At 38.6% G+C, this 14,645-nt stretch carries 16 protein-coding genes; 8 read left to right on the top strand and 8 right to left on the bottom strand.

Translation table 11 applies throughout. The annotated features are described in order from the left end of the window. The first annotated feature begins 44 nt into the window (after nt 1–44). The 6 genes from BUR11_RS04925 to BUR11_RS04900 all read left to right on the top strand — a co-directional run bounded on the left by BUR11_RS04925 (nt 45) and on the right by BUR11_RS04900 (nt 5,475). On the top strand, nt 45–761 hold the full coding sequence (locus BUR11_RS04925; RefSeq protein WP_074223688.1) for an ABC transporter ATP-binding protein: 717 nt from the start codon (nt 45–47) through the stop codon (nt 759–761). A 57-nt stretch (nt 762–818) separates the two neighbouring features. Continuing rightward, nucleotides 819–1,367 carry a cob(I)yrinic acid a,c-diamide adenosyltransferase gene (locus tag BUR11_RS04920; RefSeq protein ID WP_074223687.1) on the top strand — a complete coding sequence of 183 codons (549 nt, stop codon included), beginning with the start codon at nt 819–821 and terminating at the stop codon, nt 1,365–1,367. 43 nt (nt 1,368–1,410) lie between these two features. Next, complete coding sequence (locus BUR11_RS04915) at nt 1,411–2,478, top strand: branched-chain amino acid aminotransferase (RefSeq protein ID WP_074223686.1); 1,068 nt, start codon at nt 1,411–1,413, stop codon at nt 2,476–2,478. Nucleotides 2,479–2,569: 91 nt separating this feature from the next. Next, on the top strand, nt 2,570–3,076 hold the full coding sequence (locus BUR11_RS04910) for a hypothetical protein (protein WP_074223685.1): 507 nt from the start codon (nt 2,570–2,572) through the stop codon (nt 3,074–3,076). 67 nt (nt 3,077–3,143) lie between these two features. Beyond that, a protein-coding gene (prfB, locus tag BUR11_RS04905) for a peptide chain release factor 2 (RefSeq protein ID WP_143185841.1) occupies nt 3,144–4,245 on the top strand; the annotation gives its coding sequence in 2 pieces (ribosomal slippage) (nt 3,144–3,203 and nt 3,205–4,245; 1,101 coding nt in all). Between the two features lie 48 nt (nt 4,246–4,293). Then, nucleotides 4,294–5,475 (top strand): MFS transporter, encoded by a 1,182-nt coding sequence (locus tag BUR11_RS04900; protein WP_074223683.1) that lies wholly within the window; start codon nt 4,294–4,296, stop codon nt 5,473–5,475. A gap of 17 nt (nt 5,476–5,492) precedes the next feature. On the opposite strand, the gene BUR11_RS04895 is transcribed toward BUR11_RS04900, so the two are convergent. From BUR11_RS04895 to BUR11_RS04875, 5 genes are all read right to left on the bottom strand, one after another. Then, entirely contained in the window at nt 5,493–6,845 is a 1,353-nt protein-coding gene (locus tag BUR11_RS04895) for a M24 family metallopeptidase (protein ID WP_074225117.1), read from the bottom strand. A 68-nt stretch (nt 6,846–6,913) separates the two neighbouring features. After that, nucleotides 6,914–8,272 carry an MATE family efflux transporter gene (locus tag BUR11_RS04890; protein WP_074223682.1) on the bottom strand — a complete coding sequence of 453 codons (1,359 nt, stop codon included), beginning with the start codon at nt 8,270–8,272 and terminating at the stop codon, nt 6,914–6,916. A 3-nt stretch (nt 8,273–8,275) separates the two neighbouring features. After that, entirely contained in the window at nt 8,276–8,818 is a 543-nt protein-coding gene (locus BUR11_RS04885) for an NUDIX domain-containing protein (protein WP_074223681.1), read from the bottom strand. Nucleotides 8,819–8,875: 57 nt separating this feature from the next. After that, the gene (locus BUR11_RS04880; protein ID WP_074223680.1) at nt 8,876–9,358 is read right to left on the bottom strand and encodes an Lrp/AsnC family transcriptional regulator; all 483 of its coding nucleotides are present in this window, start codon (nt 9,356–9,358) and stop codon (nt 8,876–8,878) included. Between the two features lie 209 nt (nt 9,359–9,567). Continuing rightward, nucleotides 9,568–10,767 (bottom strand): tetratricopeptide repeat protein, encoded by a 1,200-nt coding sequence (locus BUR11_RS04875; RefSeq protein ID WP_074223679.1) that lies wholly within the window; start codon nt 10,765–10,767, stop codon nt 9,568–9,570. A gap of 6 nt (nt 10,768–10,773) precedes the next feature. Here BUR11_RS04875 and BUR11_RS04870 point away from each other — a divergent pair, with 6 nt between their 5' ends. Then, the gene (locus BUR11_RS04870; protein ID WP_234982100.1) at nt 10,774–11,493 is read left to right on the top strand and encodes a sulfate ABC transporter permease; all 720 of its coding nucleotides are present in this window, start codon (nt 10,774–10,776) and stop codon (nt 11,491–11,493) included. 190 nt (nt 11,494–11,683) lie between these two features. On the opposite strand, the gene BUR11_RS04865 is transcribed toward BUR11_RS04870, so the two are convergent. Continuing rightward, nucleotides 11,684–12,019, bottom strand: a complete 336-nt coding sequence (locus BUR11_RS04865; protein ID WP_074223678.1) for a rhodanese-like domain-containing protein — start codon at nt 12,017–12,019, stop codon at nt 11,684–11,686. Nucleotides 12,020–12,090: 71 nt separating this feature from the next. Next, nucleotides 12,091–12,897 carry a sulfite exporter TauE/SafE family protein gene (locus BUR11_RS04860; protein WP_074223677.1) on the bottom strand — a complete coding sequence of 269 codons (807 nt, stop codon included), beginning with the start codon at nt 12,895–12,897 and terminating at the stop codon, nt 12,091–12,093. 209 nt (nt 12,898–13,106) lie between these two features. Between BUR11_RS04860 and BUR11_RS04855 the strand changes: the two genes are divergently transcribed. Then, a complete protein-coding gene (locus BUR11_RS04855) occupies nt 13,107–13,910 on the top strand; it encodes a universal stress protein (protein WP_074223676.1) in 804 nt (267 codons plus the stop codon). Here BUR11_RS04855 and BUR11_RS04850 read toward each other — a convergent pair whose 3' ends face one another. Continuing rightward, nucleotides 13,911–14,567, bottom strand: a complete 657-nt coding sequence (locus tag BUR11_RS04850) for a Crp/Fnr family transcriptional regulator (RefSeq protein ID WP_074223675.1) — start codon at nt 14,565–14,567, stop codon at nt 13,911–13,913. It lies immediately after the preceding gene. Between the last annotated feature and the right edge of the window lie 78 nt (nt 14,568–14,645).

Here is a 14,645-nt window from a genome sequence, read left to right as displayed (position 1 = left end):
ATTTTTTAACGCATATAATTTATCTTCAGCAAAAAATAGCATCCATGAGCAGAGTAATTGAAACCCATGAAATAAATAAAACCTATAAAATGGGAGCTGAAGTGATTCAGGCTCTTAAGTCTGTATCCATTACAGTAGATAAAGGTGAATATGTAGCATTTATGGGTCCCTCTGGATCAGGAAAATCTACCTTGATGAATATCATCGGATGCTTGGACACCCCTACTTCTGGCACCTATATTCTAAATAATAAAGATGCCAGTGACATGACTGAAAATGAATTGGCAGAGATTCGAAACAAAGAAATCGGATTTGTATTTCAGACTTTTAACCTACTTCCACGAGCTACCTGTCTGGAAAACGTAGCCTTGCCATTGGTCTATGCAGGATATAGCAAAGAAGACAGAGAAGAATTGGCATTTCAAGCCCTTTCCAATGTTGGACTTGGAGATAGAACCAAGCATAAGCCCAATGAGCTTTCAGGTGGTCAACGACAACGTGTGGCGATTGCCAGGGCTTTGGTGAATAATCCAAGTATTATTTTAGCGGATGAACCCACAGGTAATCTAGATTCCAAAACCTCTTATGAAATCATGGAATTGTTTCATGAGTTACATGCCAAAGGAAACACCATTATCATGGTTACGCACGAGGATGACATTGCGCATTATGCCCATAGAATTGTGAGATTAAGGGATGGACTGGTTGAAACGGACACAATAAATCCAAATCCTACACGTGGAGTTGCGATGCACACCTAATTATCCATTTTTTTACAAATAGATTCTTATTTTTGTCGGAAGATCAAAAGATTGCCGATGAAAATCTATACAAAAACAGGAGACAAAGGTATCACCTCATTATTGGGGGGTATTCGTGTCCCAAAATCTGATTTAAGAATAGATGCTTATGGGACAATCGATGAGTTAAATTCTTACCTTGGATTAGTTAGAGATCAACCCGTAAATCAAAAAAGAGGGGATCTTTTAAAAGAAATTCAAGATAGGTTATTTACCATTGGGTCAGATTTAGCCACTGTTCCAGGCAAGGAAAAAGTAAAAAAACCGGACCTTCATCTAGAGGATATTATTCTTTTGGAAAAAGAGATGGATCTGATGGAAATGGAGCTTCCTCCTTTAAAAGCATTTATCTTACCGGGAGGACATCAATCTGTTTCATTTTGCCATTTGGCGAGAACAGTTTGTAGGAGAGCGGAACGGATCACCGTTGAATTAGCATCTTTCGAACAAGTTTCAGATTTGATAATTCAATATCTAAATAGACTTTCGGATTTTCTCTTTGTGTTGGGAAGAGCTATGAGTCAGGAATTAGGCGCTGAGGAAATTACCTGGAAGCCGCGAATTTAACATTGTATTTCACACTGGTTTGAACCAGTTAAAGGCATAACTTATGAAAACATCACTTGCCATCCCTGTAGAAGCTACCACCAGCTCTCGCTTACCCAAAACCGATTTCTCTAATCTGGTATTTGGTAAAACAATTAGTGACCACATGTTTGTGGCTGATTACAAAAATGGAGAATGGACAGATTTAAGAATTGAACCTTATGCTCCTTTGGTCCTGAGTCCTGCAAACGCTACCCTTCATTATGGACAGTCTATTTTTGAAGGTTTAAAAGCTTATAAAAATGACAAAGGCGAGGTCTTGGTCTTTAGAGCGGATGCAAACTGGTCCAGAATGAATGAATCTGCCGAAAGAATGTGTATGCCAGCCATTCCAGAAGATATTTTTATGGAAGGTATGATTCAATTGTTAGAACTTGACAAGGGTTGGGTTCCGGATGCAAAAGGTTCTTCCCTGTATATCAGGCCTTTCATGTTTGCTACCGATGACTACATCGGAGTAAAACCTTCTGATACCTATAAATTCATCATTTTCACATGCCCTGTAGGTAATTACTACAGCAAGCCGGTAAGTGTCAAAGTGGAAACCCAATTTACCAGAGCTACTGAAGGAGGAACTGGTGCTGCTAAAACAGCTGGTAATTATGCTGCGTCTTTATATCCTGCACAAAAAGCCCAGAAATCCGGTTATGACCAATTACTTTGGACAGATGGAAAAAGTCATAGTAAGATAGAGGAAAGTGGCACCATGAATGTCATGTTCAAAATCAATGGAACCTTGATCACTGCCCCTATTAACTCAGGCACCATTTTGAAAGGAATCACTAGAAATTCCGTGCTTCAATTGGCTAAAGACTGGGGTCAGCCTGTTGAAGAAAGATTCTTGACTGTATCTGAACTGGAAACGGCCTTGAAAGACGGAACTCTTGAGGAAGCTTTTGGTACAGGTACTGCCGCAACGATCGCACATATTGAAAGAATCAATGTGAACGGAACTGATTATATTTTACCTACAAAATCCTCTGATGCCTTTTCCAACAAAGTGCTCGCAGAATTAGATGGGATAAAATATGGGACTATAGCAGATCCCCATGATTGGATCATCAAGATTTAAATGAAAGCGGGAATTATTAATTCCCGCTTTTTTTATTAAAAGACTTTAAAAAGTTCCTATTTTGACTTCGTAAATTAGTTATTTAGGCTAAATGAAAAAGCTGTTACTTTTTTCTTTCTTGATCAGCATACCCTTGTTGGTCCAGGCCCAGTCAAGGGATTTTATCCTATTAAAACGTGGTGCTAATCAAAAATCCCAGATCCGCTATTATCCAGGAGAAGAAATTACCTATAAAAGCAAAAAAATAGGATATTTTATTACGGATGTGATCGAAAAGATCGATCAGGATTATATCTATATGACTGAAAATATCATCTCTCCAATGGATATAGAAGAGATTGATATCCGTAGAAAAGATAAACGAAATGGGACATTAAGAGCATTCAACTCCCTGGTTTTGGGAGCAGGAATCATTTTGATCTCGGTAGATATGATCAACAGCCTTTACCATGATGGGGAGGTGACCGTTGACAAGGGGGTTGGAATCACCTCAGGTGTTTTACTGGCTACTGGACTGGCGATGTTGCCTTTGAGATACAAAACCTTCAAGCACCGAGGGAGAAATCATATTCAAATTATCATGATGCGAATGGATTAATTGAAATCCATTAGTATTAACAGACTTTTTTTCGGAATTTTGCATCCTAAATTTTACACCTAGACAGATGACTTCAGAACAACTGAAAGACTTGAAAGCTCGCACCTCGGCTTTAAGGAGGTATCTTTGACTACGATCGTAAGAAAGCAGAAATAGAAGATTTTGAGGCTGTATCAGCCCAACCTGACTTTTGGAATAATCCGGAAGAAGCGGAAAAAACCATGAAGCAGATCCAAGCAAGAAAAACTTGGACCACCGCTTTTGAGAACCTCAATAAAATTATTGAAGACCTGGATGTGCTATACGAATTCTATAGTGCAGACGAGGTTTCAGAAGAGGAAATCAAAACAGAATATGAAAAAGCCAAAAACGTGGTTGAAGAACTCGAATTGAAGAAAATGCTTTCTTCAGAGGAGGATCAACTTAACGCTGTATTGGAGATCAATCCTGGTGCCGGTGGAACAGAAAGTAATGATTGGGCTTCTATCCTCATGAGAATGTACATCATGTGGGGAGAAAAAAATGGTTACAAAGTCCGTGAAGTAGACGTGCAACAAGGCGACGTAGCAGGTATTAAATCCTGTACTTTGGAATTTGAAGGACCCCTTGCCTATGGTTTCTTAAAATCAGAAACTGGTGTACACCGCTTGGTACGTATCTCACCTTTTGATTCAGGAGGGCGTAGACATACTTCTTTTGCCTCAGTATATGCCTATCCTGAAGTGGATGATTCCATTGAAATTGACATCAATCCGGCCGATATTGAATTGCATACTTCTAGATCGGGAGGAGCTGGAGGTCAGAACGTGAACAAAGTGGAAACCAAAGTTCAGCTGACTCACAAGCCTACTGGGATCGTCGTAGTTTGTCAAATTGAGCGTTCTCAATTGGCCAATAGGGAAAAGGCAATGCAGATGTTGAAATCAAGGTTGTTCCAGTTGGAAGTGGAGAAAAGAAATGCGGAAATAGCAAAAATCGAATCTTCCAAGTTGCGAGTTGACTTTGGTTCTCAAATTAGAAACTATGTACTTCATCCATACAAACTTGTCAAGGATGCACGAACAGGCTATGAAACCTCAGATACACAACACGTATTGGATGGTGGTCTAAACGAATTCATGAAAGCCTACCTGTTGGCTCAAAGTGAAGAAGAAGCAAATAAAAACTAATGGAAAGGCCAGATTAATTTCTGGCCTTTTTTGATCTTCAATACCTAGATGAAATTAATCCCTTCCTTTTTTACACTCAATTTTTTTCTTCTTTGCCTGAGTTCGTTCCTGTTTTTCTCCTCATTCAACATGATCATTCCGGAGCTACCAAACTACCTGAGTTCCTTGGGAGGGGAAGAATACAAAGGATTGATAATTTCTTTATTTACGCTTTCAGCAGGTCTATCTAGACCTTTTAGTGGGAAACTTGCCGATAAAATCGGAAGGATTCCAGTCATGATTTTTGGGACTTCCATTTGCTTTATTGTTGGTCTATTATATCCCATTCTCAATTTTGTAGCTGGCTTTCTATTTCTTCGTTTCATCCATGGATTTTCAACTGGATTCAAACCAACAGGCACCTCTGCATATGTGGCTGACATTGTACCATTTCAAAAAAGAGGAGAAGCGATGGGAATCCAATCCTTATTTGGATCTTTAGGAATGGCTGCTGGTCCAGCCATAGGCGGATGGATTGCTACCCATTGGGAGCTAAATACGTTATTCTATACCTCTGCCTTTACTTCTATTTTTTCAATTTTAATCTTGATTAGATTAAAAGAGACCTTACCTGAAAAGGAAAAATTCTCCTTTAAGCTTTTCCGCTTGAAAAAAGATGAACTCATCGAAAAACGAGTATTGGTCCCTTCTACTATTCTTTTCCTATCTGTCTTTTCCTTCGGAGTTGTACTAACCATTATTCCAGATTTATCCAGTCATCTACAGATTGAAAACAAGGGATTGTTCTTTGCGGTCTTTACGCTTTCCTCTTTGGGAATTCGCCTCTTGGCAGGAAGAGCCTCAGATAAATACGGGAGAATACCCGTGATGCGGGTTGCTTGCTTTCTGTTAATAGTAGCCATGCTATCCATCGCATTTGTGCAGTCAAAAGCCGTATTAATGCTATCAGGAGTTTTATATGGTGCAGCGGTTGGAATGTACAGTCCCACTACAGCAGCTTGGGTAGTTGACCTTTCACTAAATCATTATAGAGGCCGAGCTCTGGCCACCATGTATATTTTTCTAGAAGCGGGAATTGGTGTGGGAGCTTTGGTTTCAGGTTGGGTCTATGGAAACAATCCGGCAAATTTTCAATGGGTATTCATAGTCAGTGCCGGGATGGCCTTTTTGGCATTCTTTTATCTCATGTTGATTAAAAAGGATAACTACCAATCAAAAGAGCCCGAATAAATTCGGGCTCTTTTGATTTAATTTCCTAGGTATCCGGTGGGTCTTGGAATGGCTAAAATCTTTTTTTGTCGGCCATTGTAATAATTTACTTTGTCTCCATCAAAAAATGCCCCTTCTTCCAGCATGATTCGAACTTCTTTATTCCACTCTTTCACAAAAACCACTGCATTGAGTTCAATCGCATAGCCTGTATTGGCATGTAGCGGAAAATCTCCTGCTCCTGGAGTATCCCCTTGATTATCCCACATACCAATGGTAGGACCAGCCGAATGCCCATAATATCCAAGTGGGTGTGTATAAATACTTCCTTTGATCCCTTCAGCATCCATCTGTTTTCTGGTCTCTCTCAAAATTTCATTGCCCGTTCTTCCGGAAACATAATTCTGAGTCAACAAATCCTGCACCCTGTTTCCTTGTTCAAATGCCTTTTGCAAATATTCGGGAACTTCTGTTTCTCCCAATTTCAGAACATAGGCCATTTCTTGCGTATCTGTATTCAATCGTAGATAAGTGATTCCAAAATCTATATGAAGTAAATCCCCTGGCATGATGACCTGTGAAGCTGGTGTCGAGGCAAAAGATCGATTTGCATCCTGAGAAGCAGGGTCAGGACGCTGTATATCTACAGATGGGTGAAACCAAGTGTCCAGCTTCATGGATTTGATTTTTTCTCTATACCACCAAACCACGTCATCCGTAGTGGTTACACCTGGGGTTATCACTTGCTCGGATAACCCTTGTTGAACAATTTGATGTGCTATTTCTTGAATATGGCGATAGGTAGCCATTTCCGCAGGTGTTCTCGTTTCTAACCATCTAACTGCCAATGTCTGTGCAGATACGATTTTTGATTTTAAGTTTTCCGGCAAATACTCATGGAAAATCTGGTATTCATTCATGGTCAATCCATCTGCATGACCATAATCCTTGGCATAATTCAGTCCAATGGCTTTTGGATTTTTCTCTTTGATTAAATCCATCAAAGCCTCCCATTGATCCGGTTGGGATTCCGGATCCCAAGCTCTTTTAAATGCTTTTCCCACATCATATCTAGCTACAGCATAGGTCTCTACTGGCCCATTTGGTGCAGGTTGATACATCACCAAAATGGTTCTTCTACGCGCAGCCATCCAGGTGGCAGGAAGTAGTTTTCGAATGACCGGATCTTCATTGTATTCTCGGGATATTACTACCCACATGTCTATTCCGGTTTCTGTCATCAGCTCGGGCAATAAATTGGTGATTCTATCATCCAACCAGCTATCAATTACCTGAGCTTGTTCCCTTTGGGTTAAAACAGCAAAATCTTGGGCATAGATACTTTGTGCACCTATCACTATGAGTAAAAGAGAGAGTATTTTTTTGATCATATTCAGATTTATTAATTCTTGAATATAATTCATTATTCAATTTAACCCTTCTTTCATTTGGTAAATGGTCAAACTACTGGGAGGGTTGGTTTTGATAGTTGAAATCTTTCTCTGCTTAATTTTCTAAACCTAAAGTAAAGTAAAAATGCGGTCACGCTTAAGCCTATCAAAAGTCCATACCAAATTCCCTTTGCTCCAAAACCAAATTCAAAAGCCAATAAATACCCTAAAGGCAGACCCAAAATCCAATAAGCTATCAGGGTCACGTAGGTGGGGACTTTCACATCTTCCATCCCTCTCAATACCCCTAAACCAATCACTTGGGCCCCATCCGATAATTGAAACAGGCCTGCTATGACCAATAAGGAAGAGGACAAGGAAATCACTGCTGGATCATCAATATAAAGAGTGGGGAGGAAATTCCGGAACGTGATAAAAATCAATGCGGTAGTAGCCATGAAAATCATAGACATAGCATATACCACCATTCCTGCTTCTTTCATCGCTTTGAAATTTGCCCTTCCGATTTGATTGCTTACACGAATCATTCCCGCAGTGGATAATCCTGCGACCATCATATAACTAATGGAGGCCAAATTGATTGCAATCTGGTGGCCTGCGAGTGCATTCACCCCCAGCCATCCCATCATGATGGCTGCAGTACTAAAGGCGCTTACCTCAAAAATATATTGAAAGCCTGTGGGAATACCTACATTTAGAATTCGGCTAAACATGGGTAAACTCCATTTCTTTAAATTCATGGAAAGTTGAAAAACCTGATACCTCTTTGCTTTTAGCACATACCAACCCATCATAATTGGCATTAATATTCTAGAAAGTAAGGTGGCCCACCCCGCTCCCATTAAGCCCATTTCCGGAGCACCCAGCTTTCCAAATATTAAAACCCAGTTCAGGAATACGTTGACAAGGTTACAAAAGATGGTAATGTACATCGCCTGCTTAGTCTGCGACAAGCCTTCTGCAAACTGTTTAAACGTTTGGAAAATCATAAAAGGCAACAGAGATGCGGTGATCACAAACAGGTAGGGAATCGTCAAGGAAACTACCTCTTCTGGTTGGTCTAGAAAGTGCAAGCCCTGTGCAAGAATCAAGACGATCGAGGTCAACAAGAAACTGGCAATAATGTTGATCCAAAGCCCATGTTGAAACAAACGCGAGATTCGGTTAGGCTTCCCTTTACCTTCAGCAACTGACACCAAAGGGGTTATTCCCATAGAAACCCCCATTCCAAACATTAAAATCACGAAAAAGATGCTGTTTCCAAGTGATGCAGCCGCTAAGGGTAGTGCCCCAAGTCTTCCCACCATCATGGAATCTGCAACACCAACGGAAACCTGTCCCAACTGACTCAACATCACCGGAAAAGCCAGGTTAAATGTAATTTTAAAATGATCCTTGATTGTCATGACTTATATACCCAAAATCCGGGCAACTTTAAGAACTCCTGCAATACTGATCCCATCGGTGATCTCACCATTCATCACCATGGTTAACAGATCCTTAAATGGTATTTTTTTGATCTCCAACACTTCCGTCTCCTCAAATTCCGTTAAACCCTCAGTAAGTTCTTCTGCTAAAAAAACAAACCCTTCTTCATCTGTCACCGAATTGGAAGTATGGATACGCATTACTTCCGTCCATTTTTTAGCAGTAAGCCCAGTTTCCTCTTTCAACTCCCTTTTGGCACTTTCCAAAATATCAACTCCTATTGGTCCCCCACCCATAGGGATTTCCCAGGAATATTCATCTAAAGGGTAGCGATATTGACCTACGATCCAAGTATACCCATCCGAATCCAAAGGAATAATCCCAAGTGCTTTATTTTTAAACTGCACTTTTCCGTAGATCCCCAAATTTCCTGCTGGGTTGATTACTTGGTGTTCTTCCACCTTAATCCAAGGATTTTGATAAATCTCTTTGACTTCTTTAGTTTTCCAGGGGTTTCCTTTCATTGTATTCAAAAAAAAAGGGTGACCAAAGCCACCCCAAAATTTTCCGTTTTAATTTAATTAAGCCGGGATTGGCAATACTTTAGAGTCCTTGAAGGTAGATAAAATCACCATAGACTGCATGGAATCTACTTCCTTGATCTCAGAAACTTTTTCAAGCATCAATTTTTGATAGGCAGTGATGTCCTTAGAAATGATTTTTAAAATAAAGTCTCCTGTACCGGTGATATGATGACACTCAATCACTTCAGGAATACCATTGATCTCTCTCATGAAAGCATCAATATTTCCTTTGTTGTGTCCAATCAAACTAACAAGAACGAAGGTACTTACCCCTAAGCCAATTTTCTCTGGATCAAGTTTAGCGTGATAGCTTTTGATTATCCCAGACTGCTCTAACTTTTTCACTCGCTCCAAAGTCGGTGCAGGCGAAAGACCTATATCTTTTGATAGTTGAGCATTTGTGATTTTAGCATTCCCCTGAAGTATTTCTAAAATTCTTCTATCAATTTTATCAAATTTTATTCTTACGCTATTATCCATGATCTCTGGTTTTACAAAATTTTCTGTTGTGCAAAATTATAATATTTGCTTAAAATTTTAAAGTGATTTATGATAATTTAATACCGCAATTCGAAATTTTATTAAGAAATCGGTGGGTTTAAGCAAAGAATCCTTTCAAAATCCCTCAGTCTCTCAAAAAAATTCAAATTATCTCCTGTATCACACACAACATTACGAGAGAATTTTATTTAAAGTTTATTCTTTTTTATAAAATCCCTAGCTTCCTGATGAGCGGGGTGTTTTCGCTTTGCATAACGCTTAACTTCTTTAAAGTATTTTTTAGCTAAAGATTTGTTTCCTGCTGCTGTCTCCATTTTTCCTAGTTGAACTAAAGCGTGCAGATAGTACCCACTTTCTTGTGACTCAGATTCCTCTCCATAGGAAATGGTTTGTAAGTAATACTTCTTTGCTTCAACCATATCTCCAATCCTTCTATAATATTCTGCTGCATAAAAGGATGCATATCTTCCTGAATTTGCCTCATACCCCACTTGCTTGGCAGCAATCCTATCCAAGATTTCCAGAGATTGGTCCAACGATTCAGTCCAACGCCCCACCGTATATAAATGCCTCGCATAGGAACGATGGAAATAAGGATTATTTGGAAATTTGGAATGTAAGTACTCTGAAATACGTAATGCTTCATAAGGTTTCTTCTCCTCAGAAGCATACAGTCTAAATAAAAAATACTGTGCCTCCACTCGGGTATAAAATGCATTTGTCGCCACTTGTTCCAATTGCTGCAGTCCTAATTCCTTACTTCCCTTTGGAAATAAAGCCATGACAGGTCGAAGCAATGGATAATGTTCCGGAATCCAAACAGAAAAATAGTTGAAAAGTGCATCTCCCAATAGCAACTCTGGGTTGAATTCCTCCTCCCCTCTACTCAATTCCATGTATTTCAATGCATTCTTTCCTCCCCAAGCTGCTTTGGTCCATTTCTTTCTTTCAGAATAGAGTCTACTCTGGAAGCCGTAGCCCGCTGCTAAAAAAAAAGCAGCTTCTTTATTGGTTTCATCTTCATCATAAATGGCTTCAGCCTTTTCAATTGCGCGATCCAAATACTGAATGAAGATATCGTCATATTTCTCATTGGTAACATCTACTTCTATTCTCCACCAATATCCAAGAGCCATCAAAAAATCAGGCAAGGGATGATCCGGGTATTGGTACGCCAACACTGCGAAATCCCGTTCAGCTACCGGAAAATTGAAATCATACATGCTATTGATTGATTTGGTTATCCTAAACTGCAAACCTTTATCAAGCAATAAATACCGGGACTGTTCTACCTTGAATGTATCGGCTAAGGTAGACTGGCTAAAGGCATTTACTTTGCTGAATAGCAATACTGAAAATAAACTAAGGGCTATAATTTTTTTAATCATGTTTCAATGAATGACATTGCAAAATTAGATGGAATCCCAAACAATCTTTTAGATTTGGATGAGAATCATCAAAAAATGGCAAAACCACTTTCCATAGAAGCACAACGTCTTAAAGAGACAATAGATTTCGACAAAAGAATATATTTTTTCATTTTGGTAATTTTATTCTTATCCATTAGGTATTTAACCAATACGTTAATCCTGGAATCAATCCCAGATTATGATGCCTTGGAAAGCCGTGGAGACTTTATGATTTTCCATATTTTCAATGCACTTAATTACATTTGGACACCCTTCGCGCTTCTTTGGAAATTCACTGCCATCTCCTTTTTATTCTGGCTTGGAGCTTTTTTCTTGGGATACAAAGTACCTTATAAAGAACTATGGAAATTTGCTTTAGTCGCAGAGGTGATTTTTATTTTCCCAGAACTGATTAGACTTCTTGTTTACCTAAATCCTTCCTCTTCCGTCACTTTTCAAGAAATTGATGAGTATCGTCCATTTTCACTATTATCCTTACTAGGATCTGAAAATGTGGCTGCCCAATACCACTATGCCTTGGGAACCGTTAATATTTTTGAAATTTTTTATGGAATTCTATGGCTTTATGGATTTCATATGATCAGTAACAGAGGGCTGGGAGAATGCTCAATTGTCGTGCTTATTTCCTATTATTTTCCCCTGCTAATCTGGCTCATCTTTTATATTTTAGTTTACAAAGGATAAGGAATTCAAGAGTTAAAAAGTTCGATAAAAATACCCCATAAACTTTTACCTCTCAATGAATTACTCTCCACCCTGTCTAGAAATCAAGGTTCCATCACCTTCTAAAACAATCATTTAATCCTAGTTGTATTCAACCGAAAACAAAAAAAAGAGCCTATTAGACTCTTTTTACAACAATAACTATGATAAGTTAGACCAATTCAAATGGCCATAATAATAATCCCTGTTTAAGATTAATAACCTCTTTAAAACCCATTTCATTCATGATTGCACAGGCCATTCCACTTCTATTTCCACTTCTACAATAAATCAAATAAGTGATATCCTTCGATAGATTTTGAATTTGATTCATGAAATCACTTGAGGATACATCCAGGTTAATTGCCCCTCTAATTTTTCCTCCTTCAAACTCACCTGCTGATCTTACATCCACTACTATGGTATGAGGCATTATTGCCAAATCATGAAATTCACCGGAAGCAATTTCTCTATAGTTCTTGGACACAGTATTGGAAGAATTATTCATAGGATTAATTTTGACGCAAAAGTCTTTCAAAACTTATTGACTATCAGTATCAAAAGTCACATAGGACTAAACTATACGAATATCAGTTCTTTGGATATAATGTAAATTCCCATTCCAAGAACGAACCATCCAAATCCTTTTTTCAGTGCTTTTTCATTGATCTTTTTAGACAATGAACTTCCTATAAAGATCCCAATGATAGACAATGCAGTAAAGATGATCAGCATCTTCCAATCAATTGGTTGGTTGGCCACATCTCCAAGAAATCCTATAAGAGATTTTGCAGAAATAATTAGAAGAGAAGTCCCTACGGCCATTTTCATAGGTAATTTCGCAAGTATTACCAAAGCAGGAATGATCAAAAATCCTCCCCCAGCACCCACTATACCTGTTACCAGTCCAACTACGGATCCTTCTAATGCGATCATGGGGAAGTTAAACTTCACCTCTCCATTTCCTTCTTCTTTATTTGCCTTTTTCTCTTTGATCATCGAATAGGATGCTGCCAGCATGATGATTGAGAAAAACACCATAATCCCCACACTTTTAGCCAATTCAAACCCTCCTATAGAAAATAAGGGATCTGGCAGAGCCGGAACCAGGAATTTTCTTGTTAAAAAGACTGCGATAAACGAAGGGACTGCAAAAACCAAAGCGGTTTTATAATCCACCAAGTTCTTCTTCATATAGGTAAAGGAGCCTACCAATGAAGTACTACCCACCACAAATAGCGAATAAGCTGTCGCCAATACTGGTTCCACACCTAAGATGTATACCAGTACAGGAACCGTTAATATAGATCCTCCTCCCCCAATAAGTCCTAGGGAGACCCCGATGATTACTGCAGATGCAAATCCTATAATATTTACTAAATCCATAATTTTTTATTCAGAATTAACACCACAAAAGTACGTTAGCTGGTAGCGGTAAGTAGTGACAAATGTTACACTTGATCGGAAAATAAAAATAAGTTCAGATAGCTAGGGAAAATGGTACAAATAGAAACTACAAAGAATGTAAAAAAGAAAACAAATCGAAGGTGATCCCGAAGATCCTTTTTTGTAAATTATAAAAAAAACGGGTTACTATGAGAATTTTACTGCCTTTAGATTTTTCCGAAAACTCGAAAAAAACCTTTGACTTTGCGATCATCTTAGCAAAAAAGAAAAATGCAACGATTACCATCTTGCATGTCATTGAAGCAATTTATGATTTTGCGGCGCAAGCAGCTATTGTCATAGATGGTATGCATAGAGATGCTGAAAAATACATACAAGGGCTGATTGAAGAAACTAAAAAAGAGGGAGTTAAGATGGATTACCTCATCAAAGAGGGAACGGTTTCTATCATGACTGCCAAAACAGCAGAAGAAATAAATGCAGATTTAATCGTCTTAGGAACTCACGGAGCAAGTGGGATTGAACAGAAATTATTTGGAAGCACCTCGGTAGAGGTAGTAAAGAATTCTGTTTGCCCGGTACTTTTGGTGCCTAGCGAAACTAAAATCGATCACATTGAAAAAGTAACTCTTGCCTTGGAATTTGCCGAACATGAAGAGCCTTTTATAGAATGGGTAATCTCGTTAAGTAAGAACTGGAATTTACAATTAGAATTTCTTCATATTCAATTACAGAAGAATTTTAAAGAAGAACTTTGCGTGCTTGGATTAGAGGCTTTTGTACAAAAAAAATATCCAGAGATTCCTGTTAAGCTTCATACGTTTTATTCGGAAGACTTGATCAATGGCATGGAACAATACCTTTCTAAAAATGATGACACCATTCTAGTCATGTGCCATCATCATAAAAACCTTTGGGAGCAAATCCTCACGAAGAGTAAATCTTTACAAATGGCCTATCATACACACGTTCCCCTCCTAATCATGACTTGATTATTTACTAATCAACTCTTCAAAATCATCACGGATATAGATCACATTTCTACCCAGTTCAATCCACTTTTTCTTCTCCAATTGCTTTAATAATCTCGAAATTACTTCACGGGAGGTTCCCAATTCATTGGCGATTTCTTGATGCGTGGTATGAAGTTCATTGGCTTTATGTTGTTTCATTTTAGTCACAATATATCGCATCAAGCGTTCATCCATTCGTTTGAAGGCCACAGCATCTAATGCTACCAGCATTTCCTGAAATCTACTTTGGTAGGTATTGGACACAAAATCTTTCCATTGCCTGAATTCATCCGTCCATTGTTCATGTACTGCAATCGGAATTCCAACCAACGTGGTATCCTCTTCTACTATTGCCCTTATCTCACTTGGTTTTGAAGCTGCGCAACAGGTCAAAGACAGGGCACAGGTTTCACCGGCATCCAAATAATACAAAAACAGCTCTTTCCCTTCTTCATCCATTCTTAGGATTTTGATAGACCCCTCTAAAACTATGGGTACCATTTTTACGAATTGACCGGGTTCCATGAGAACCTTACCTGCTGCCAAATGAATAATTTGACCTTTATCCAAAATCGCTTGAAGCAGTTTGGGGTCTGTAAAATTGGGTAAGTACGATTTAAGCTCTTCTAGATTCATAATGCATAAAAATCAAATTTAAGAAGTAGTGGAAACCAATTAGGTGATAAAAATCACTTTTTATTGATTTAATGAACA

The organism is Algoriphagus halophilus, from assembly GCF_900129785.1.
In the GTDB taxonomy this organism is placed as follows: Bacteria; Bacteroidota; Bacteroidia; order Cytophagales; family Cyclobacteriaceae; genus Algoriphagus; species Algoriphagus halophilus.
Note: the sequence above shows the minus strand (reverse complement) of the source record. Positions and strands in the feature narration are given on the sequence as shown.